17 protein-coding genes and 1 pseudogene are annotated in these 21,941 nt (G+C 44.9%); 13 read left to right on the forward strand and 5 right to left on the reverse strand.

Annotation, left to right across the window (positions count from 1 at the left end; translation table 11 throughout):
* From JMX63_RS09080 to JMX63_RS09095, 4 genes and pseudogenes are all read left to right on the forward strand, one after another.
* A pseudogene (locus JMX63_RS09080) lies at window positions 1-106 on the forward strand (IS1595 family transposase); the annotation flags it as partial.
* 87 nt (window positions 107-193) lie between these two features.
* Window positions 194-1,864 (forward strand): alpha-keto acid decarboxylase family protein, encoded by a 1,671-nt coding sequence (locus JMX63_RS09085; RefSeq protein ID WP_201572114.1) that lies wholly within the window; start codon window positions 194-196, stop codon window positions 1,862-1,864.
* Between the two features lie 189 nt (window positions 1,865-2,053).
* Window positions 2,054-2,389 carry a GlpM family protein gene (locus JMX63_RS09090; RefSeq protein WP_224737711.1) on the forward strand — a complete coding sequence of 112 codons (336 nt, stop codon included), beginning with the start codon at window positions 2,054-2,056 and terminating at the stop codon, window positions 2,387-2,389.
* A gap of 451 nt (window positions 2,390-2,840) precedes the next feature.
* On the forward strand, window positions 2,841-4,634 hold the full coding sequence (locus JMX63_RS09095; protein ID WP_102093382.1) for a potassium/proton antiporter: 1,794 nt from the start codon (window positions 2,841-2,843) through the stop codon (window positions 4,632-4,634).
* A 14-nt stretch (window positions 4,635-4,648) separates the two neighbouring features.
* Here the strand turns inward: JMX63_RS09095 and JMX63_RS09100 are convergent, their stop codons facing one another.
* Entirely contained in the window at window positions 4,649-5,551 is a 903-nt protein-coding gene (locus JMX63_RS09100) for a LysR family transcriptional regulator (protein WP_227522927.1), read from the reverse strand.
* A 208-nt stretch (window positions 5,552-5,759) separates the two neighbouring features.
* Between JMX63_RS09100 and speB the strand changes: the two genes are divergently transcribed.
* The 9 genes from speB to JMX63_RS09145 all read left to right on the forward strand — a co-directional run bounded on the left by speB (window position 5,760) and on the right by JMX63_RS09145 (window position 17,368).
* Entirely contained in the window at window positions 5,760-6,728 is a 969-nt protein-coding gene (gene speB, locus JMX63_RS09105; RefSeq protein ID WP_057760617.1) for an agmatinase, read from the forward strand.
* A gap of 150 nt (window positions 6,729-6,878) precedes the next feature.
* Window positions 6,879-8,225 carry a purine-cytosine permease family protein gene (locus JMX63_RS09110; protein ID WP_201572115.1) on the forward strand — a complete coding sequence of 449 codons (1,347 nt, stop codon included), beginning with the start codon at window positions 6,879-6,881 and terminating at the stop codon, window positions 8,223-8,225.
* Window positions 8,222-9,022 (forward strand): carbon-nitrogen hydrolase family protein, encoded by an 801-nt coding sequence (locus JMX63_RS09115; protein WP_201572117.1) that lies wholly within the window; start codon window positions 8,222-8,224, stop codon window positions 9,020-9,022. Before JMX63_RS09110 ends, JMX63_RS09115 begins: the two co-directional genes overlap by 4 nt.
* Window positions 9,019-9,762, forward strand: coding sequence for an MBL fold metallo-hydrolase (locus JMX63_RS09120; RefSeq protein WP_201572119.1), 744 nt, complete (start codon window positions 9,019-9,021; stop codon window positions 9,760-9,762). The genes JMX63_RS09115 and JMX63_RS09120 overlap by 4 nt, the downstream gene beginning before the upstream one ends.
* A 92-nt stretch (window positions 9,763-9,854) precedes the next feature.
* Window positions 9,855-11,576: a 5-guanidino-2-oxopentanoate decarboxylase gene (locus tag JMX63_RS09125; protein WP_201572121.1), complete on the forward strand. Its 1,722-nt coding sequence runs from the start codon at window positions 9,855-9,857 to the stop codon at window positions 11,574-11,576.
* A gap of 105 nt (window positions 11,577-11,681) precedes the next feature.
* Window positions 11,682-13,514, forward strand: a complete 1,833-nt coding sequence (gene dld / locus JMX63_RS09130; protein ID WP_201572122.1) for a D-lactate dehydrogenase — start codon at window positions 11,682-11,684, stop codon at window positions 13,512-13,514.
* A complete protein-coding gene (locus JMX63_RS09135) occupies window positions 13,498-14,904 on the forward strand; it encodes a YjiH family protein (RefSeq protein WP_201572123.1) in 1,407 nt (468 codons plus the stop codon). The genes dld and JMX63_RS09135 overlap by 17 nt, the downstream gene beginning before the upstream one ends.
* A 117-nt stretch (window positions 14,905-15,021) precedes the next feature.
* Window positions 15,022-16,533: an aldehyde dehydrogenase family protein gene (locus JMX63_RS09140; protein ID WP_201572124.1), complete on the forward strand. Its 1,512-nt coding sequence runs from the start codon at window positions 15,022-15,024 to the stop codon at window positions 16,531-16,533.
* A gap of 223 nt (window positions 16,534-16,756) precedes the next feature.
* Entirely contained in the window at window positions 16,757-17,368 is a 612-nt protein-coding gene (locus tag JMX63_RS09145) for a TetR/AcrR family transcriptional regulator (protein ID WP_102093370.1), read from the forward strand.
* 50 nt (window positions 17,369-17,418) lie between these two features.
* Here JMX63_RS09145 and JMX63_RS09150 read toward each other — a convergent pair whose 3' ends face one another.
* The 4 genes from JMX63_RS09150 to JMX63_RS09165 form a co-directional block, all read right to left on the reverse strand.
* Complete coding sequence (locus JMX63_RS09150; RefSeq protein WP_102093369.1) at window positions 17,419-18,045, reverse strand: CDP-alcohol phosphatidyltransferase family protein; 627 nt, start codon at window positions 18,043-18,045, stop codon at window positions 17,419-17,421.
* A gap of 80 nt (window positions 18,046-18,125) precedes the next feature.
* Window positions 18,126-18,758: an ATP-binding cassette domain-containing protein gene (locus tag JMX63_RS09155; RefSeq protein ID WP_102093367.1), complete on the reverse strand. Its 633-nt coding sequence runs from the start codon at window positions 18,756-18,758 to the stop codon at window positions 18,126-18,128.
* 79 nt (window positions 18,759-18,837) lie between these two features.
* Window positions 18,838-20,601, reverse strand: a complete 1,764-nt coding sequence (locus JMX63_RS09160) for an ABC transporter permease (protein WP_201572125.1) — start codon at window positions 20,599-20,601, stop codon at window positions 18,838-18,840.
* Window positions 20,598-21,896, reverse strand: a complete 1,299-nt coding sequence (locus JMX63_RS09165; RefSeq protein WP_201572126.1) for an ABC transporter substrate-binding protein — start codon at window positions 21,894-21,896, stop codon at window positions 20,598-20,600. Before JMX63_RS09165 ends, JMX63_RS09160 begins: the two co-directional genes overlap by 4 nt.
* Window positions 21,897-21,941: the final 45 nt, after the last annotated feature.

A 21,941-nucleotide genomic window follows, 5' to 3' on the forward strand; every position in this document is an offset into this window, starting at 1 on the left:
TAATAAGAAGAACTTCCATTTGTTTTTAAAAGAGTGCGAGTTTAGATTCAACTATGGCTCACCATCTAATCAGCTGAAAACCTTGAGAAAATGGTGTGATATTTAATCCTTATCTACTACAGCCCCTTATAATTTAACCGTAATCACATTCACAATTATCAATACTTACAAAGATAAGTCATAAGGATAAAAAATGAGTCAACAATATACCATCGCTGATTATTTGTTTGATCGTGTCGCAGAAGCGGGTGCATCTGAGATATTTGGTGTCCCTGGTGATTTCAATTTAACTTTTTTGGATAACGTACTTGCTTCTGACAAGCTGCGCTGGGTAGGCAACACAAATGAGCTAAATGCTGGCTATGCTGCCGATGGCTATGCACGCGAGCGTGGGTTTGCCGCCATGGTGACGACTTTTGGCGTAGGCGAGCTGTCAGCGATTAACGCAACTGCAGGTTCTTTTGCTGAGTACGCGCCAGTGTTGCATATCGTAGGTGCGCCAAGCACAGCGCTACAAGACTCAAAGCGCCGTATTCATCATTCGCTTGGTGATGGCGTATTCAATCATTTTATTAAGATGGTCGAGCCTGTGACGGTAGCACGAGCGCAGCTTACTCCTGAAAATGCTGCTTCAGAAATCGATAGAGTGATTCGCTTAATTCTCAAAAAGCATCGTCCAGGTTACCTATTGCTATCACCAGACGTTGCGCGCCAGCCTATTTATCCACCAACGACTAAGTTGATCGATAGCCAAGAAGATATTACTAGCCAAGCGGCATTATCAGATTTCAAGCAAGCACTAACCGAGTTTTTACCAAACAAAACCACGACACTAATGGCAGATTTGATGGTGCATCGTTTGGGCTTACAGTCACAGCTCAAAGCACTAATTGCTGATACCGATATTCCTTATACCACGTTATCTTGGGGCAAGACGTTGCTTGATGAAAATAGTGATCGTTGGGCAGGTACCTATGCTGGTGTTGCTTCGCGTCCAATTGTCAAAGATGCGGTAGAAAACTGCGAATGCCTCATCAAAGTAGGGGTGCAATATACTGACACTACTACCGCAGGGTTTAGCCAAGATATCAATGAAGATGTGGTCGTAGACTTGCATTATGAGCGTGCTTCTATCAGGGGTAAGAACTTTGCACCAATTGCGCTAAAAGATGCGTTGCAAGCCCTGCATGAAGTGATGACCTCTGGCATTAACATCGTGCCAAAACCTTTCTGTGAAGAAGTTAAGCCGCACGAACAAAAAGGTAAAGATAGTGAGGCTATCCGCCAAGATGATTTATGGCATATTATCGCTGACCGCTTAGATCACAATAACTTGGTGTTTTCTGAACAAGGGACGGCCTATTTTGGTATCAGTGATGTGCGCCTGCCAGAAGGGGTGACGTCATATGGACAGCCGATGTGGGGCTCAATTGGCTACACGTTGCCTGCCAGCTTGGGCGCGGCAATCGCATCGCCAGATAAGCGCAGTGTGTTATTGATTGGTGATGGTTCAGCATTGCTAACGATCCAAGAGCTAGCGGTCATGATTCAAGAACGCATCAATCCTGTGATCGTCTTAATTAACAATGACGGCTATACGGTAGAGCGCGCGATTCATGGCGAAAACCAATACTATAATGATATTCCTAAATGCGATTGGCAAATCATGCCGCGAGCGTTTGGCGCGACAGAAGAAAATAGCGTATTACTCAAAGCAGAGACAGCAGGCGAGCTAAAATCTGCTTTCGACAAAGCTGCTGCTACTACCGATAAGCTTATAATGATTGAGGTGATTGCAGACAAGCATGATATCCCACCATTGCTAGCAGACATCAGCGCGGCATTAAAGCCAAAAAAGGACTAAGTCATTCGTAAAAGCTTAATGAATAAAAGTAACAGCCCCATTTAGCAACTTAGCTAGATGGGGTTTTTGCATTTTTTTATCATACGGATTAATTAATCAGCGATTGCTCTTATATCAGTTTGCAGACTTTAGTATCATGGCGGATTGAGCTACGTTCAGCCTTGATAGTCAACAGGAGACAGACCCGTCGTGATTTGGTTAAAAATGCTTATCGGCGCATTGATGGTACTGGCGATTCAAATGTTCGCCCAAACCCGATTTTTCTATTTGGCGGCACTTGCGCCACTATTTCCCACTTTTACGTTAATCAGTCACTTTATCGTTGGTACTGAGCGCAGTCCCGCTGATTTAAAGGTCGCGCTGATATTCAGTATGCTTGGCGTCATACCGCATTTGATTTATACCTTTGTGGTGTTTTTTAGCATCAGTTATATGAGTTTATACAAGGCACTGCTATTAGGTGTGGTCGCTTGGACGGTTGCGGCTGCGATTCTGGTACTGACATGGCAATACATTCAAGGTTAATTAATATTAAGACGTAAAATTTTTTAGCACAGCAATGATATTTTATAAGCTTAACTTTAATATTTAAACTTTTTTTATTGAAGTCTTTTTTATTTATCTAGGGCGTGTCTTCAATTCACCCGATAGTCATCTAAATGGGCTAAAAATGGCTAAATCTTGCCAAACAGCGTCAAATAGCTGGTTAATATCCCGATATTATCTGCGCTATTTTTCTTGTTTGACGGCAATTTATCTCATTTTTATCACCATTTTTGAAATGAAGACACGCCCTAGTATTGGCTGCTAGTTCTGATGGTGATGTTAATATCATCATAAATAATTGTCATTCATATTTTGAATAACGGCCGCTTATGATAGGCTCACTGGTGTAATATCTACTAACAGCAAGATAACGAAAACCCCATCGTAATCAATTACTATTCTTAATAATAAAAAATAGGGCTCAAAAAAAATGGATACCTTAAATATCCTGTATCTCGTAGGCGCAGTACTAATTTTCGCCAGTATCATGGCGAGTACATTATCGGCGCGCTTAGGCGTACCATTGTTGTTGCTGTTTTTGATAGTGGGTATGTTGGCAGGCGAGCAGGGTATCTTGGGTATTGAGTTTTCTCAATATGGGCTGGCCAATTTTGTGGGACAAGCGGCGCTGGCTTGTATCCTGTTAGATGGTGGTTTACGTACATCCTTTAAATCATTTCGAGTGGGTCTAAAACCTGCGATTACCTTGGCTACTTGGGGCGTGCTGGTCACGGTTTTGGTGCTCGGGGTATTTGTTACTTGGTTGCTCGATGTCGACTGGCGTTTTGGTCTATTGATGGCAGCGATTGTGGGCTCAACCGATGCGGCCGCTGTATTCTCTCTACTGCGTAATGGCGGGGTCAAGCTCAATGACCGCGTTCAAGCCACGCTCGAGTTAGAATCTGGTGCCAACGATCCCTTGGCCATTTTATTGGTGACGGGGTTAATTGCTCTAAACGTCGACCCTGCTGGTCAGACAGCATTTGGCTTTTTGGTCTTACTGTTTCAACAGTTGAGCTTTGGATTGGGCATGGGCTTGCTCTTTGGTTATTTGCTCTCTCGGTTATTACCCAAGATACATCTGGCAGAGGGCATGTATGCCATTTTGATACTCTCAGCGGGCTTGGCGGTATTTGCTGCGACCAACTTGATTGGCGGTAGTGGGTTTTTGGCGGTGTATCTCACAGGGGTGCTAATCGGCAACCACAAGGTGCGCTCGACAGAGCATGTCATGCGCGTGATGGACAGCTTTGCGTGGCTGTCGCAAGCGGTGTTGTTTGTGGTATTGGGGCTATTGGTCACGCCATCAAACGTTCTTAATGTCTGGCATTATTCGGTGGCGATAGCGGCGTTCATGATCTTCGTTGCCCGTCCTATCGCGGTCTATACTAGTGTGAAACCATTTAAATTTAAAGATCGAGAGATTGGGTTTATCTCTTGGGTTGGTCTGCGCGGTGCGGTGCCCATTACCCTTGCGATTTTGCCCGTCATGGCAGGGATAGATAACGCCTTTATGCTGTTTGATATTGCCTTTGGGGTTGTGGTGCTGTCACTGATTTTGCAAGGCACGACCATTCCTACTATGGCGAATTTATTTAAGGTACGTATTCCAACCAATAAAGATCCCAAAGAAGAACACGAGGTTTGGGTATCGGATAAGGCGAGTATTACTTTGTATGAGTTTGAGGCGCAATCAGGCGCATTTGCTATTGGCCGCCATCCTATGGGAATCTCAAAAGGCATTAGCCCTGATGAGATTAGTATATTTGCGTTGGTGCGCGGTCAACAAATCGTCGTCGTTGATGAAAATACGAAAATAAAATTTGGTGATAGTGTTTGGTACGCCATGCGAGGTAATCACGCTAGCAAAATCGCTAAGATTTTTAATGACACAACGTTAGATCGTAAGGCTATTGATGACTTTTATGGTGATTGGTTGCTATCACCCAGTGTAAAACTCGGAGATTTGCCATTTTTTTCAGAAGCCATGGTCGCCAAACCTTTGGTAAAAACGCTGAAAACGACCGAAGCAGACAGTACCAAAGATATGTGGGAGCAGACAGTCGCTGAGTATGTGACCTCACATTTAGGTACCGCACCCGTTTCAGGCGATACAGTTGTGGTGAACGATGAGTGGTCACTGGTCATCAAGGAAGTAGGTGAAAAAGGTAAGCTTAGAAGCATTGGTCTCAAGCATCAACAACCGTCTGTAGTAGTGCAGTGATATTCGTATTCTCTTTATAGTAAGTTCATCATCTTATTCAAAAAGTCAGCCGCTTGTTTAGGCTGATTTTCTCGATATGCCCAATGGTGCTCGACATCATAGCTTGCCTCATCAGGCAGTAGTATTTTCATCAGGCCCATACCCTCATAACGCTTCGCTAAATCACGCGGCAAGTAGCCAACATGGTGACCTGCAAGGATAAGCTGGGCTGTCGCCTCCATATGATAAGTAGTCGCGCTTAATGTCTTGGGGCGAATATGATTGATATGATGCTCTACCACATAGCCTCTTTTTATCCACGGATAGTTCTGTTCTAAATCATCAAAAGTTAATCCGTCTGAGTTGTAAAACAATCTATGTTCGCGTCCACAGCAGACCACTTGTTTTTCAACAAATGCTGGCTTAAAGGTCAGTAAAGGTGGAAAGCTGCCAAAGTATCCCACGCCAATGTCACTCTCATTACTTAAGAGCTTTTCTAACATGCTCTCAGGGCTTTGTACGTCGATAGAAAAGTGTATTAACGGGTTATTACGGTAGCTGTTGGCTAGACGTTGTCTAAGTGCATCATAAAAAAACTTGGGCATTTGATCAATCAAGCAAAGCCTGATGTGCCCGCCGTGAACTGAGTCTAATTGTTTAATATAATGCAGCTGATGTTGAAAGCTGGCGACTGATTCGGTAAAGCCCAAACATGCCTCGTAAACAGCGGCACCGTCCTCTGTTAGCTTAAATCCTGCTCGACCACGGTGACACAGCGTCATTCCTAAGCGATCTTCTAAGTGGGTTAAGTGTCCACTGATCACAGAAGTAGTGACATTCAAACGCGACTGGGCGGCCGTCACGCCTTGGCACTCTACGATAGCCATAAAGCTGCGTAGTGTTTTGATGTCTATCTTTATCAGTTCATCCAATATCAAAAGCAGCTCCTCATTTATCAATCAATATCATCTTTTAATCGATACTTCTTTTCATAAACTTCTGATAGTGACCTATAAGCGCACTTTACTACGAAAAAATAGAAGTTTACTTCTAAATTTTACCATGGTTCCTTCTCTTATATTTATGTATTGTCAATGGCATGTAGCAAATTGTGTACTTAAACCAAATAGAACAAGGAAGTAACTTATGACATTCAATCAACCATTAAGCGGCAATGATATGCCAAGATTTGGCGGTTTCGCTTCTATGATGCGTCTGCCAACTCAAGCCGATGCTGAAGGGTTAGATGTGGCGTTCGTTGGCGTACCTTTAGATATTGGTGCATCCAACCGTAGCGGTGCAAGATTGGGTCCTAGACAGATTCGTGATGAGTCAAGAATGATTCGTCCCTACAATGTGGCCACTCGTGCTGCGCCTTTTGAGTCATTACAAGTCGCTGACATCGGCGATGTGCCTATCAATACATTCAACCTGCTAAAAAGCGTTGATATCATCGAAAAATTCTATACCGATAAAATCGTCAAACACGGCGCGATTCCTCTAACACTAGGCGGCGATCATACTATCGCGTTACCTATCCTGCGTGCCCTTGCCAAAAAACATGGCCCTGTCGGTATGGTACATATCGATGCTCATGCTGATATCAATGATGATATGTTTGGCGAAAAAATCGCGCATGGTACGCCGTTCCGCCGCGCTGTCGAAGAAAACCTAATTGATGGCAATCGTGTGGTACAGATTGGTCTACGTGGTACAGGCTATAGCGCTGAAGAGTTTGACTGGTCAACTGAGCAAGGATTCCGTGTGGTACCTGCTGAGGAGTGCTGGTATAAGTCGCTAACACCGCTCATGGCTGAAGTACGTGAAAAGCTAGGTGATGGTCCTGTCTATTTGAGCTTTGATATCGACGGTATTGATCCTGCATTTGCCCCAGGTACGGGTACTGCTGAAATCGGTGGTTTGACTTCTACTCAAGGCATCGAAATCATTCGCGGTATGCGTGGTCTAGACGTGGTGGGCGGGGATTTGGTCGAAGTATCACCACCGTATGATCCATTTGGTAATACCTCGGTATTGGCGGCGAACTTATTGTTTGAGATGCTATGTATCCTGCCAGGCGTACGCTATGACGACAAAGTTAAAGCAGTTTATTAATCGTTACGTCTCAACATGATAACCGTATGATAACCCTAAAAGGAATGGGTTATTGACAATCTCTTATTGGTTAGATGTGGAGCATAGAGTAGCTTTATCGGCACCAGTGCAATGACTGGTATTAATACAACTCGGTTAAGGAAGACACTAATGAGTAAACCTTCTTCGTTTTTTGGTCAAGATACGCTCTCTCCAAATGAAGCTGGACACAGTTTGGGTTCAATTGGTACGTTTGCGCTGTGGTTTGGTGCCAATATCGTAGTCACGACCATTTTAACTGGGATGTTGTTGGTACCAGATCTACGATTTACTACTGCTATCACGACCGTACTCATTGGTTCTTTAATCGGTGCAATTCCACTGCTTTTGGTTGGTCTGATGGGCCAACGTACCGGTTTGCCATCGATGGCTCTGACACGTAGAGCTTATGGGCCACTTGGTAGCCAGTTGATTTCATTGGTAAACATGGGTGTGCTCATTGCGTGGAGCTGTATTCAGGCGCTGCTCGCTGGCATGAGTCTGAATTACGCGATTGAGGCGACCACAGGTTATAGCAACCTACCACTATTTGTGATCTTGTGTGAGACAGTCGTGGTGCTAATTGTGCTACGTGGTCACCTCGGTATTGAGCTGGTCGAACGTTGGGCGGCACTAGCCATGGCCGCGCTTACCGTTATCGTGCTCTATCAACTAAACCAACATTATGATGTATCGACCCTGTTTGAGATGCCAGTTGAATCACGTAATGGTATTACGTTAGGTATCGCGTTTGATATCGTTATTGCTACTGCATTCTCTTGGATGTCTTCGGCAGCCGATTACAACCGTAACTGTAAGACTTCAAAGATTGCCGTATGGGGTACTTACTTTGGCTACATTATGGCGGCTATCGTTGCCATGGGTTTGGGTGCGACGATATCAGGACTTTCTATCTTAAACGGTATGGAACAGACTTACGATCCGACTCGTCTGCTTGCTGACTTTGGTTTTGGTTTGCCAGCTGCGCTAGTTATCTTCTTTTCAGTTATGACAACCAATGTAATGGCAGTCTATAGCGCAACGCTATCCTGCATGAACGTTGCTCCTAACATGAGCTTTTGGAAACCTGCACTTATCATTGGTTTGGTCACTATCTTTGGGGCGTTGATACCAGGTATTTTAGACCAATTCCAAAACTTCTTATTGATCGTAGGTGCACTATTTATCCCAGCATTTTCAGTCATGATTGTCGATTATTACCTTGTTGGTCAAGAAGGCTACACCGTAAAGCTGCTTGATTCTACCAAACAGTTAGGTCGTCCTACTGCAAAGATTGCTATCGCAGCCTATCTAATCGGTGCAGCGCTCGCCGCATACTGGACTTTGATAGCGCCTCCATCTTTCGGTGCTTCATTACCTGTCTTTATTATTACTGGTGGACTTTACTGGTTAGGTGCGACTCTGTTCACTCGTCCTAGTAGCGCTGTCACTTCAGCTAAAAAGGAGCCGTCATTATGAAATTGATGATTGCTCAAACCAGCCCTTTACTGGCTGAAACGACGGCCAATCTAGAAGCTTTAGAGTCGCTTTGTCGCCTAGCAGTAGAGGCAAAAGTAGATCTGATCGCGTTGCCAGAGCTTGCATTCACAGGCTACAACATCTTTGAGCATCTTGATCGCTTAGCGCAAACTATCGATGGTTCAATTGTCACTGAGGCAGCGAGACTTGCTGATAAATATAACTTGCATCTATTGTTTGGTCTCGCTGAGCGCCAGTCTAATGATGAGTTAAGCAACTCTGCCATACTGCTAGATGACAATGGGCAACACCTTGCGACTTATAACAAGCGTCACTTATGGGATCGTGAAAACGAGTTCTTTACAGCAGGTAAAAAGTCCTGCGTGGTTGACACTCGATTCGGCAAGTTAGGTTTAATGATTTGCTACGATAATGAGTTCCCAGAGGTAGCAAGAGAACTGGCACAAGCGGGGGCAGAGGTCATCCTGTCACCAACAGCAAATATGTTGCCAAATGCAGAACGTCAAGTGCTACAAATCCGCGCTCGTGCCATGGACAATCAATGCTTTGTTGCTTGTATCAACCGCTCAGGCATAGAAGATACCCTTCATTACTGTGGTAATAGCATCGTTGCTGGTCCCGATGGTGAGGTAATCGGCAGGCTTGGTTTGACCGCTGGCACGATGATAGTAGATATCGATCTCGCCCGTATTGATGAGAGTCGCACGCACCAAAATTATCTTAAGGACCTGCGTGTTCTTAAAGATACTCATGTCGTTAATGGAGCTGACTTATGAGTGAGCAGTCATTACCTCGAATCAAGCCAGAAAACTGGTATCGAACCACCACGCTCAGTGACGGGATCACACTTATTGATGAGCCATGGATTAAGCCGTTTTTTCGCTGTAATTTATGGCACGTACGGGGTAGCGAACGTGATTTATTAGTAGATTTTGGGTTAGGTGCTGTACCATTGCGCCGCCATGTCGCTTTGCTCGCTGATCGCGATATCGTTGGTGTAGCCAGTCATACCCATTTTGATCATATTGGTGCAGCAAACGAGTTTGACTGCTGTCATGTCCATTCTGCTGAAGCACACATTTTGGCTGAACCAGACAATGCTCGTACTTTGGCAGATATATTTGTTAACGATGAGATGTTTGACGCGCTACCGCCTGAACCTTACGCCCATTGCGGTTATAAAATTGCGGCACCAGCGAAAATTATGCAGCTTGAAGACGGTGACGTGATTGATTTGGGCAATCGTCAATTTGAAGTGATTCATACGCCGGGTCATTCTCCAGGTGGTATTGCTTTGTGGGAAGCTGCTAGCGAAACACTGATTTCTGGTGACCTTATCTATGATGGCCCATTAATTGAAGATACGTGGCACAGCAACATGGCTGACTACGCCAAGAGTATGCGCCGTTTAAATGCACTGCCGGTGCGTGTCGTTCATGGTGGTCATTTCCCTAGCTTTTCAGGTAAACGCTTAAACATCATGATTGATGATTGGTTACGGCACCATGACTTGTAATGAATAGCATTTAATAACGATTAAAAATAAACCATTAGCCAATATAAAAATTTTAAATTAATACTAATTATATTTTTTAGGATGACTGATCCATGACCCAATTGACGCAAATGCCTTCTTCTTTGTCTGACACTTCATCACTGACCTGTGGTGAGCTATTGGTGCAGTGGCTAGAGTACTATGGTGTAGAGACCGTTTTTGGTATCCCTGGTGTACACACGGTAGAGCTGTATCGCGGTCTGCCCAATACTAATATCCGTCATGTGACACCGCGTCATGAACAAGGTGCTGGGTTTATGGCAGACGGCTATTATCGTGCCTCTGGCAAGATTGGCGTATGTTTCATTATTACTGGCCCTGGCATGACCAATATCATGACAGCGATGGCGCAAGCACTGGCTGATTCGATACCGATGCTAGTGATTTCTAGTGTCAATAAAGTCAAAGACACGGGTAGTGGCGAAGGGCATTTGCATGAGTTGCATGATCAGCAAGGCATGATTAGCAAAGTAGCGTTGACGAGTAAGACCATTTGGCAACCTGAATCGCTACCGAAAGTCATCGCAGAAGCTTTTGCCTTATTTAACGGTGCACGTCCTGGCCCTGTACATATTCAGCTGCCTATCGATGTCATCACTGCTGATGCCAGCCACGTTGCTAAGCCGCCTAAGTTAAATGCTGTAGCAAATAGCGAAGCTAGTACAAATAATTTGAGCCTACCACAGGTCACAAGACCATTGCCGAATCCTACGCAATTAGACCTAATCGTGCAGTCATTACAAACCGCGAAAAACCCTGTAATACTTTATGGAGGCGGCTGTGTTGATGTCGATCAAGATGCACAACGATTGGTAGAGCTGATAGATGCGCCAACGTTTTTGACGATTAATGCAAAAGGCTTGCTGCCACCTGGTCATCCATTAAGTTTGGGTAGCAACCAGTCATTAGACGCAGGCCGAGCCGTGATTACCGAGGCCGACTGGGTGTTAGCGATTGGTACTGAGCTTGGTGAAACTGACTATGATGTGTTCTTTAATGGTGGTTTCAAAATCAACGGCACGCTGGTACGTATCGACTGTGATGCCCAGCAATTGCAGCGTCCATTTAGAGCAGATATCGCGGTACTGTCCGACGCGCAGATGGCGATTAGTGGTTTATGTAGTCGCTTAGAAGGTCAGACATTCGATCATCAAGCACTGTCACGTGTCAATGAAGCAAAACAAGCCATCTTGAAGGATGTAACGACAGACTTTGCGGGTCAAAATGCATTACTAAAACTGATCAGAGATGAAGTGGAAGACGTCATTTTCGTTGGTGATTCAACGCAGCCTGTCTATAGCGGCAACCTTGGTCTTGAAGCCTTGGCAACGCGTAAATGGTTTAATTCATCGACGGGTTTTGGCACGTTAGGCTATGGTTTGCCTGCTGCTATCGGGGCCATGGTTGGCTCAAACCTACCTGTCGTCAGTCTAATGGGTGATGGCGGTATTCAATTTACGATTGCCGAGCTTATCTGCGCAGCCGAGCTTGAGCTACCATTGATCGTCTTACTATGGAACAACCAAGGCTACGGTGAGATTCGTCGTTACATGGAAGAGGGCGGTTTACCACTGATTGGTGTCAATATCAAAACGCCAAATTTTGAGCCACTAGCAGCAGGATTTGGCGCTGGCTATCGTAGAATAACCGATAAGCAGCAACTGCTAGACGCATTAAAGGCAGACATAAAGGGTAAACAACCAATCATTTATGAGATTGATGAAGCAGACGACTTTCTAAAAGAAATGGCTGAGACAGTGACTTATTTTAGTTAATAGTAATACTGGCTCTAATGCTACGGATAATCACGAGACCGATAGTCACAGTTCTAAAAAACGACAAAAAAATGACAAACGCTGGTTACGCAAGGAAGCACCTTCATGACGCCCAATGCTAGAGAAATGTCAGAAAGTAGGCATGAGCAAATACCGCGTTTGTTGACGGCGCTTGCTATTGTCGTTGGTACGACCAATGTATTGACAAAACCTAGCCAACAGCAGTCTTATGTGCAAGGTGCGATTGAGGCTATCACAGACGCTACCGTCGCAGTTGTGATACCGCACTCTCTTGTGGCACTATGGCGCGTCATTAATATCTGTGCCGCTTTTGATGTGATTATCATTGCTCAAGCGGCCAATACAGGTCTGACAGGTGGCTCAACTCCGAATGGAGATTATGACAGGCCACTAGTCGTGATCTCTATGCAGTTATTGGGCGGCGTGCATTTACTCAACGATGCAGCAGAGCTGATTGCTTTGCCAGCCGCTACTTTGCGGCAATTAGAGTCTACCCTTGCGCCACTAGGACGTGAGCCGCATTCAGTACTAGGCTCTAGTTGTGTTGGCGCCTCAGTGATAGGCGGCATCTGCAATAGCTCAGGCGGTATGTTGGTGCAGCGTGGACCTGCCTATACTGAGATGGCTTTATTTGCCAGACGCAATGCCTCAGGAGCGTTTGAGTTAATCAATCACTTAGGACTGGATTTGGGGTCGCATCCAGAGGAAATACTTGAGAATTTGCAGGCTGGCACGTTCAATGAAAATCTGAATAGTACGAACAGTAAAGCCTGTACCAACCACCGTTATCAGCACAAAGTCCGTGATTGTGAGGCAGAGACACCTGCTAGATTTAACAATGATCCCAACGGTCTGTATGAAGCATCTGGTTCAGCTGGCAAGGTCATTGTATTTGCGGTAAGAGTGGCGACCTTTGCCAAGCCTAAGCGAGAGCAAACGTTTTATATCTCGACCAACGACGCTGATACCTTCACCACACTCAGGCAACAATGGCTAAAAAGCGAGTTGAAATTGCCCGTGTTGGCAGAGTATATGCACAAAGACTATAACAACATCACAATGCACTATGGCCGAGATACTTGCTTAAGCATGCGCTTATTAACCGCTAACAAAATAGGGTCGCTGTATCGAATGCAAGCAAAGATTGGCTACTATCTGGATAAATGGCATCTCCCAAAGACGCTGCCAGATCGGATATTACAGATGACATCTAGGTTTATGCCGCCGTCGTTACCAGCCACTTTGACCACGCAGGCACTCTCATATAACTACCATTTGATTATAAAAGTCGCAGATGGTTTTGTTAATGACTTTGATAATGGCATTAATAAAAATTCAGATAAAGATTCTAATAAAACTGATGGCGAAAATATCGCCGCTGCGCAGGATTTTTTGCAAAACTATCTACAGCAGTATCAAGGTACGCTGCATGTATGCACAGAGCTTGAATCGCAATCGTTATTAATATTTCGCAGTGCCGCGACCGCTGCTATGTTCCGTTATCATAATTTAAATCAAGATAAATTTGGCGAGCTGCTATCGACCGATATTGCCTTACCTAGAAATGCCGTAGATTGGGACGAGACTCTACCTAAACACTTGCAAGAACAAGTCAGTAAAACCTTTTATCTGGGACATTTTTTCTGTCATGTCATGCACCAAGACTATTTATTAAAACCTAAGACCAATGCCAAGCAATTCAAGGAAGACCTGCTGGCATTTTATGATAAGCGTCATATTGAGTATCCTGCTGAGCACAATGTGGGGCATGTGTATCCTGCTAAAGCTGAGCTACATTATTTTTATAAAAAACTGGATCCAACCAATTCGCTTAACCCAGGTATTGGTCAGACAGAGAAATGGAAAAACTGGCAATCATCGCCCATCAAGGAGAAGTTAAATGACGAATACTATTGATAAATCGCAGCAGCCGATTTTAGGAAACAATACTGTCGATCCAGAGACCCCAAAAGCCGCTCAATGGCGTGCAGCTATGTGGAAATTTTTATTATTTTCAGCACTGGGTATCGCGCTGTTTATCATACCGTTTGAGTGGGATGGTAAAGTCACAATTTTATTAGGTGTGTTGACTGATACGCTACAGTCCGTGTTAGGTGGATTTGTGGCCTATATCGCGATGGCGATAGTGACTATCTCCGCTCTTGGTGCGCTAGCAGTCAAAGCATTAAAGCCCAATTTGCATGAAGATTCACTGGTAAAAAAGCTCTTTGATGTTGATTGGTTTTGGCTGTCCACGCGTTTTTTAGGTATGTTGTTTGTTTGGATGATTTTCCTACAAGTCGGCCCTGAGTTTATTATCAATCGTAATACGGGCGGTGTCATTTTTGAAGATTTGATTCCTATTCTGATTCCGTTGTTTTTCTTCGCCATTTTATCGCTGCCATTTTTGACAGACTTTGGTTTGATGGAGTTTTTGGGTACCTTAGCCAGTAAAGTATTTATCAAACTTTTCAAACTGCCTGGTCGCTCTGCTGTCGATGCAATGTCTTCTTGGTTTGGTGCCGCGTCTATCGGCTTGCTAGTTACTATGCAGCAGTATGATAAGAGCTTCTACAGTCAGCGTGAAGCCGCCATTATCGCGACCACATTTTCAGTCACTTCTATCGCCTTTACCTATGTGGTTGCCAAGACCATCGGTGTAGACAATAACTTCGTCTTCTTTTATCTGACCATTGCGCTAACTGGTTTCATCGCTGCGATCATTATGCCGCGTATTCCGCCGTTATCACTCAAGCCTGACACTTATCATTCGGGCAAAAGCATGCTAGATGAAGGCATCCCTGCTGAATACACAACGTACCAATGGGCAGTCAACCGTGCCGTCACTCGGGCGCACTCTATGCCGAGCTTGGGTTATGTGTTCAAACGCAGCGTACACAATCTGTTTGATATCTATTTTGGACTGATTCCTGTTATCTTTGCTATCGGTACCATCGGTCTTGGCCTAGCAGAATACACGCCAGTCTTTAATTGGCTTGCGACACCACTTGTACCATTACTTGAGTGGTTACAGATTCCAGAGGCGGCAAAGGCTGCACCTGCCATGATTATGGGCTTTGCGGATATGTACTTGCCAGCGCTAGTCGGCAAAAGCATTGAAAGTGAGATGACACGTTTCATCGTTGGTGCTGCTTCAATTACTCAGATTATCTACATGTCTGAAGTAGGTGCGCTAATCTTAAAATCAAATATTAAGCTAAATGTATTAGAGCTATTTTTAATCTTTATCCTTCGCACGCTTATCAGCTTGGTAGTTATCACGTCAGTGGCGCATCTACTGTATTAGTGGTGCGTCTAGTATTTATTCACAAGGCATCTAGCCTGACGACCATTTAGCCAATGACGTTACGGACGTTACGCACATAAAGACAATTTGATCAAAAATATAAGGCGATTGACCATTATGGAAATGCTGAACTCTACAGATTTAACCAGAGAAACTGCCATACAAACGGCTCAAAACGAAGTTGTATTAAATGCCGCTTATATCAATGGTGATTGGGTTACGATTGCAGCACCTGTGACCGATTCTAATCATTCAAATAACCATGCGTTGTATGATCCAAATTCAGGCGAGGTGATTGCAACGACACGTCTGTGCACCAGTGCCCATGTAGAGCAGGCAGTTGAAGCAGCTGATGAAGCGTTTGCTAGCTGGTCACAGACTAGTGTAAGTGAGCGCGCCCGCTATCTAAATGCAATTGCAGAGTCTATGGAGCAGCAATTCGATAATTTGGTTGGGCTGTCTGTATTAAACAATGGTAAGCCAATTGAAGAAGCAAAGATAGACGTAGGGGACGCCATTGCTTGCTATCGCTACTATGCCAATCTCATCACAGAGCAAGCAACATGGTCTAAGGTATCAACGCTTGAGTCGGGTATTCGATTGTTAAAGACATACTCGCCAGTAGGTATTTGTGCGCTGATTACCCCTTGGAATTTCCCAATGGTGACGACCTCTTGGAAGTTGGCGCCTGCGCTAGCGGCAGGGTGTACCGTGCTATTAAAACCGTCTGAAGTGACATTATTACCAGAGCTTATGCTAGGTAATATCTTATCGGAAATTGACTTGCCAAAAGGGGTGGTTAATATTTTACCGGGTGCTGCTGAAGTGGGCACTGCTATGACCAGCCATCCGCTGATTGACAAAGTGTCTTTTACTGGCAGTAATATAGTCGGCGAAAAGGTGATGGTTCAAGCAGCAAAAGACATCAAAGACATTAGCCTAGAGTTGGGTGGCAAGTCTGCTATTATGGTCTTCGCAGATGCTGATATTGATTACGCTTGTGATTTAATCATTGGCGGTATATTTACCAATGCAGGTCAGATATGCTCGGCCACGTCGCGTTTAGTTGTCCATCAAGATATCGCTAAACAGCTGTTTGACACATTAAAAGCAAAAACGGAAAGTTTGCAGATTGGTGATGGTTTTGCGACAGAGACGCAAATGGGTCCATTGGTTAGTGAGCAGCAATTGAACCAAGTTAAGAAATTCTTTGATATTGCGACAGCTGAAAATCTAAATTGCTTAACCGGCGGTGAGTTATTAGAAGCATCTGGCTATTTTACGATGCCAACTGTCTATACGAATGTGCCAACGACCAGTCAATTATGGATGGAGGAAGTGTTTGGACCTGTATTAGTCTGTGCAACCTTTACTGACGACGCAGAGGCTATCCGTCTAGCCAATGATAGCAAGTTTGCTCTAGCAGCAACCATCGTGAGCCCCGATGAAACTGCTGCGCTTAAGATGGCGCTACAAATCAAAGCCGGGCATATCTGGATTAACGAGCAACAAATCGTACTGCCAGAAGCAGGGTGGGGCGGGTTCAAACACAGTGGTATCGGCCGTGAGTTGGGCGGTGATGGTTTGTCTGCTTATCAAAAGAGTAAGCATGTATTGCTGACTCATTAACCAGATTTTCACGTTTCTCGCTAGCCGTTATAAAGATTTGCACCTAGCTATCATTAAGGTTGTTGATAGCTAGGTCGCGCTCTAACATTACGTTTGTTTACCAGTGCGTTTGTTATATTAACTTTACTGTTATGCCCATTCAGGATAAAATTGAGCAATCATTCAAGTTTTATAGCCGTGCCCATTTTTATATGAGGTCACGGCTTTTTAAATGGGGCACATTATGTCACGCACCGCACTTTACAACCGTCATGACGCCTTGGAGCGTGCGCTACAGCTTTTTTGGCAAAAGGGCTTTCATGCCACCTCACTGAAGGATATCGAACAAGCGCTTGATATGCGTCCAGGCAGCATTTATGCCGCTTTTGGAAGTAAAGACGGCTTGTTTCAAGAGGCCCTAGAATACTATGCGCGTCTAGGATTGACTGAGCTTGAGCGAGTATTGAGCCATCATGAAACGCCTTTATTAGGACTGGCCGCTTATATACGTCAGCTTGGCGGGATTCGTGATAAAGCGTTACCGAGCCGAGCCTGCATGTTGGTCAAGAGTTTACTAGAGCTGGGCGCGCGTGAGCAGACAGCGTTAACCAAGGTGGAAATGCTGCTGGCAGGTATGGAGACACGTTTTATAGAATGCTTTAAGGAAGCGCAGAATGTCGGTGAGATGGATAGTGAGCTTGATCCGGTTAGGCTTGGACGCCGTCTACAGGCAGAAGTTATGGGGCTACGTGCCTTTGCCCAGCGTGACATAGAGAGCTCGACGGTACACGCCCTTGCTGAAGATATGGCTTTATCTATAGAAGCACTGCGACTCGATGATTCAGTAAATGCTTAGCGGTATGATTATGATGGCTGGGTTTTGATATGGTGTATATCTTCAAATGTTTACTTGGTAGATTCGAGCTCCTTGAGGGTATGATACCCACCATGTATACGAGTAAAAATAGTAACAGCGCAGGCAGTAGCAAAGATACCAGCAAGTAGCACAAAATGCTGAGGCCAAATGCAAAGAGCAATAAAAAGAGCAATAGTTTCGGTGCCTTCGGTGAGACCATTAAGATAGTAAAAGCTTTTATATTTAAACTGCGGCTTGTCCAATTTAAATTTTTCTGCAGAAATTGCAAAGGCCAAAAAGCTCGAACCTGTCCCGATAAATGCCGCTAATAACAACGCACCTGCAATAGCATTTTGTGCAGGGTTGGCCAAAATAAACCCAAGTGGCACAGCGGCATAAAACAAAAAATCAAGCGTGATATCTAAGTAGCCGCCAGCGCTTGAGCTTTGCTGTGCGTAGCGTGCCATTGCGCCATCAAGTCCATCAAAAATACGATTCAATATTATCGCTGCCAGCGCGCCATACCATAGCTTAAACGCGAGTAGTGGTAATGCCAATATACCAACTAAGAATCCAGCTACCGTAAGCTGATCAGCCGTGATGCCGAGCTTATGTAATGTCGCTACTATTGGGGTTAGCAGCGGCTTGATGACGGGCGTAATAAACTTGTCTAGCATGCGAGCTGCCTTTTGTATTTTGCTTGTTTTGATACTTTGTTTGGGTATTTAGCGTTAATATTTGACTCTGATATCTAAAATTATCGTCCTACATAAATAACTTTGCCATTGGCTGCTTCAGCGTCACTTTGGTCGTGCGTGACCATAATAGCAGGCAACTTATGAGTACGAATCTGATCGAATACCAATTGTCGCGTATCCATTCTCAATTGAGTATCAAGTTTGCTAAACGGCTCATCAAGTAGTATCGCTTTGGGCTCACTCAGCAGCGTGCGCAGTAGGGCGACACGTGCTTGTTGACCACCTGATAGATTATCAGGATGACGATCTCCCATCCCCTCTAAACCCACTTGCGCTAAAGACTGCGCTATTTTTTTAACTCGCTGTTTTTTGTTTCCTTTTGGCATGGCAAAAGCAATATTGCCTGCGACTGATAGGTGCGAAAACAGCAGTGCGTCTTGATACAGAACACCAATACGGCGCAAATGCGCAGGCAGGTGAGTCACATTTTTATCGTTTAACCAGACAGTACCCGTCGCGGCAAAATCACTCGCCAAAGTGCCTGTTAGCCAGTTTAGTAAGCTGGACTTGCCACTACCAGAAGGGCCCATCACGGTTAGGATGTCGCCACCAGCGATGTGCTCATTGATACTCAATAACTGCTCGTTTTGACGAAACAGTTGTAAGTCTTTTATCTGTAGAGATGATGGCATCAGGAACCCTTTATTTGTATTTTTCACGACTGATTATTTTAATGTTTGATAACGTTTGCTTTTGTTTGTGACCAGCCTGCTATCGTGCGCCACTTCTAAAAAAATATTTGGGTAGCATCCAAGCCAATATAAAACCTATAAGCGGTAGCGCCATTTGCATAATCGCATAGACAGCACTGGTACGCCGACTGGCACCATTCGCCAGTGTCACTGCTTCAGTCGTGATAGTGGCAATACGTCCGCCACCTGCCAATAGAGTTGGTAAATACTGACCAAAGCTGATCGCTAGACCGAGTGCTATAGCAATCAAAATAGGGGCAAATAGCTGCGGCAGTTTTATCTGAAAGAACACTTTAATTGGTGCAGCGCCAAGGCTGGCGGCCACATGAGCGAAACGAGGATCTAGGCGTCGATAGCTACTGGCCAGTGATAAAAACACGTACGGTAGCACGAATAAAAGATGGGCAAATGCCACATTAAAAAATTCTGATTGATGATTGGCCAACTGCTGTAACCATACTAAGCCGAATAGAAACGCAATACTTGGCACTAGTAGCGGTAAGTAAATAATAAAACTGGTGAAGTGTGACAATGGTTTAGCACTTAATTGCTCAGCTTCCAAGCATAGCAAAGTTAGAAAAACAGCAAATGCAGTACTGACGGCACCAATGCTAAGCGTATTGACCAGTGGTGTGCTCATTTGGGTAAAGGCGCTTTGAAAATGTAGTAGCACGAATTGCTCTGGTAGCATCGCCGGAAACCGCCAAAACCCTGCAAATGCCCATAACACAAGGCCGGCGAGTGACAGCAGCATAAAACCAATCACGCCTACGGTAAGTATAGCGGTGACTTTTTGCCAGATAGTATCTGCATAATGACGCTTGCCATTGATTGACGAAACACTAAACATGGCTTTGATCGTTTTTTCGCCGCCCAGCCAAAAGGCAACTAAACCTGCTGTCAGTACGAGTTGTAATAATGCGCCTGCTGATGCTTTGATACGCAATGTCAGGTCGACATCGTTGAACCATTGTATGATAGAGACGGCAAGCGTTGGCGGTGTATTAGGACCCAATATCAATGGCATCTCGACACTCGCACTGGCATAGGCCAACACGGCCAAAATCGGTAAACGTAGAAAAGGATATAACAAGGGCAAGACCACCTTAAAAAAAGCAGTAATTGGGTAATAACCTAAATTGAGCGCAACAGTATATTGTTGGCGCAATTTTTTGCCAAGTTCAGGCTGAGCAAGCGCGCCCAGTGCCATTAATAATAAAAACGGCAGCTCTTTTAAGGTTAAACCCAAGATGATACTGATACCGTATGGATCATGCGGAAACATACCATCGGGTGCCATCTCCCAACCAGTTAACCACGAAGAGATGAGCCGTGCAAACATGCCTGACGGCGCAATCAAAAACCCAACGGCAATGGCGGCAGCTGCATGAGGAATGACCAAGATGGGGCTTAATAAATGCTCAATACGCTGCAACCAAACACTGTTAAAAAACGCGGCCAATATCATCAGGGCAATGACAAAAGCAAGCAGGGTGCTGATAAGTCCTGTAGCAAGACTTAATGCAGCCATCTGCGTGATACCAGGCGTTTGCCATAGGTCTATAAACCCTTGCAGATTCAGAGTCGTTTTTTCTAGAGCAGGAACCCAGCTCAGGGCAGGCAACAGTACACAGATGAGGCCACAGAGTACCGGTAGTATTAGTATTAGAATTAAGAGTTTGGGACTAAAAGACACGATACGCGTAAACAGATCTTTTTTCTCAAGCGTAATAGGTCTAGGGCTATCACCTTTTTTAGTTATTTTGTCAAAACCTGGGCTCATGGACTCACCCCATAACGTGCTTGCCAGCCTTGCTGGATGGCCTCTACCCAACTTGGATGCGGCTCGCTTACCGTGCGTTTGACACTGTCAAAGGGCAGGGCGCTTGGATGAGGCTGTTTGGTTTTGAATAATGCTTGTTGTGCAGGGCTAAGTGTAGATTGGACCAGTACGCTTTTGTCACCCCATACCGAAGGGGTTTGTTTCTTTGCTTGGGCTTCTGGACTCATTAAGAAGTTGGCTACTAATTGTGCCGCCTGAGGATGACTAGCGTTATAAGGGATAGCGACAAAATGAGTATTGCTTAAGCTGCCGTCACTCATGGCATAGCTGCGAATGCTCTGGGGTAAGTCATAACGCTGTACGGCTGCAGGAACTTCTGGTGCTGAAAAGGTAAAGGCCAGACTCAGCTCAGTATCATCGACCAAGCGCCGCATCTGCGCACCTGTCTGCACGAACTGCTCGCCATTACGCCATAAGGTTGGATGAAAGTCATCCAAAAAAGCCCATAGCGGGTCTAATACGAGCGCGGTGTTTTCTTCAGTAGCTGGGAGACCTAATTGGGCGCTAGTATCCTCACCTGTACTGGCATCTTGTTGCTCATGTAGCATGACTAAGGCGTACTTTAAGAAACTCATACCCAAAAAGTCCGGCGGTTTAGGATAGCTAAAGCGGCCAGGGTTTTTTGCTGTCCAAGCGGTCAACTCATTTAGCGTTGTTGGCGGTTTACTGGTTGATAAGCTGTCGTAATAAAACGTCAGAGAGGCTTGTCCCCAGGGTGCTTCCATCCCATCGGTTGGTACACCAAAGTCAAAATTAACCGTTGGGTTGTTTTTCGGATCTGTCAGCGCAAAATTCGGCAGCTTGTTTGCCCATTGCTTAAGTAACAATGAGTTCTCACTCATGGTGGCAAAGTTAGCACCATTAATCCAGACCAAGTCAACACTGCCTTGATCGTCATTATGAGCAGACTTTTCTGCGAGTACCCGACTGACTGCTTCGCTGGTGTCGCTCAATTTAACATGGACTAAGTTGATATTATATTTATCATCGACTTGATCGGCGACCCACTGTAGATAAGTATTAATCTGTGGATCACCGCCCCATGCATAGAAATAAACGTCTTGATTGCTACCTTGGGCTTCTATCTGCTGCCAAGGTGATAGGTCTTGGCTAATATTAGAAGTAGTAGGTGATGCCGTGCTTGCTGATATACCAATACAAATGCTCATCACCATAGCGTAAGTGCTATAACGCGTAAGACGTTTGAGCATCGGTAAAGCGGTAATAACGTGCATTCAAGTTTCCGTTATGATTTAAATGTTAGTAAAGCCGGTAAAGAT

Origin of the sequence: Psychrobacter nivimaris, from assembly GCF_904846365.1 — a bacterium.
Lineage (GTDB): Bacteria > Pseudomonadota > Gammaproteobacteria > Pseudomonadales > Moraxellaceae > Psychrobacter > Psychrobacter nivimaris_B.

Bases quoted from the DNA above. Each gene is read 5' to 3' on its own strand.
- JMX63_RS09120 (WP_201572119.1), top strand. From the start codon at position 9,019: ATGAGTGAGCAGTCATTACCTCGAATCAAGCCAGAAAACTGGTATCGA.
- JMX63_RS09115 (WP_201572117.1), top strand. From the start codon at position 8,222: ATGAAATTGATGATTGCTCAAACCAGCCCTTTACTGGCTGAAACGACG.
- JMX63_RS09125 (WP_201572121.1), top strand. From the start codon at position 9,855: ATGACCCAATTGACGCAAATGCCTTCTTCTTTGTCTGACACTTCATCA.
- JMX63_RS09135 (WP_201572123.1), top strand. From the start codon at position 13,498: ATGACGAATACTATTGATAAATCGCAGCAGCCGATTTTAGGAAACAAT.
- JMX63_RS09165 (WP_201572126.1), bottom strand. From the start codon at position 21,896: ATGCACGTTATTACCGCTTTACCGATGCTCAAACGTCTTACGCGTTAT.
- JMX63_RS09085 (WP_201572114.1), top strand. From the start codon at position 194: ATGAGTCAACAATATACCATCGCTGATTATTTGTTTGATCGTGTCGCA.
- JMX63_RS09110 (WP_201572115.1), top strand. From the start codon at position 6,879: ATGAGTAAACCTTCTTCGTTTTTTGGTCAAGATACGCTCTCTCCAAAT.
- JMX63_RS09095 (WP_102093382.1), top strand. From the start codon at position 2,841: ATGGATACCTTAAATATCCTGTATCTCGTAGGCGCAGTACTAATTTTC.
- JMX63_RS09155 (WP_102093367.1), bottom strand. From the start codon at position 18,758: ATGCCATCATCTCTACAGATAAAAGACTTACAACTGTTTCGTCAAAAC.
- JMX63_RS09140 (WP_201572124.1), top strand. From the start codon at position 15,022: ATGGAAATGCTGAACTCTACAGATTTAACCAGAGAAACTGCCATACAA.
- speB (WP_057760617.1), top strand. From the start codon at position 5,760: ATGACATTCAATCAACCATTAAGCGGCAATGATATGCCAAGATTTGGC.
- JMX63_RS09150 (WP_102093369.1), bottom strand. From the start codon at position 18,045: ATGCTAGACAAGTTTATTACGCCCGTCATCAAGCCGCTGCTAACCCCA.
- JMX63_RS09160 (WP_201572125.1), bottom strand. From the start codon at position 20,601: ATGAGCCCAGGTTTTGACAAAATAACTAAAAAAGGTGATAGCCCTAGA.
- dld (WP_201572122.1), top strand. From the start codon at position 11,682: ATGACGCCCAATGCTAGAGAAATGTCAGAAAGTAGGCATGAGCAAATA.
- JMX63_RS09145 (WP_102093370.1), top strand. From the start codon at position 16,757: ATGTCACGCACCGCACTTTACAACCGTCATGACGCCTTGGAGCGTGCG.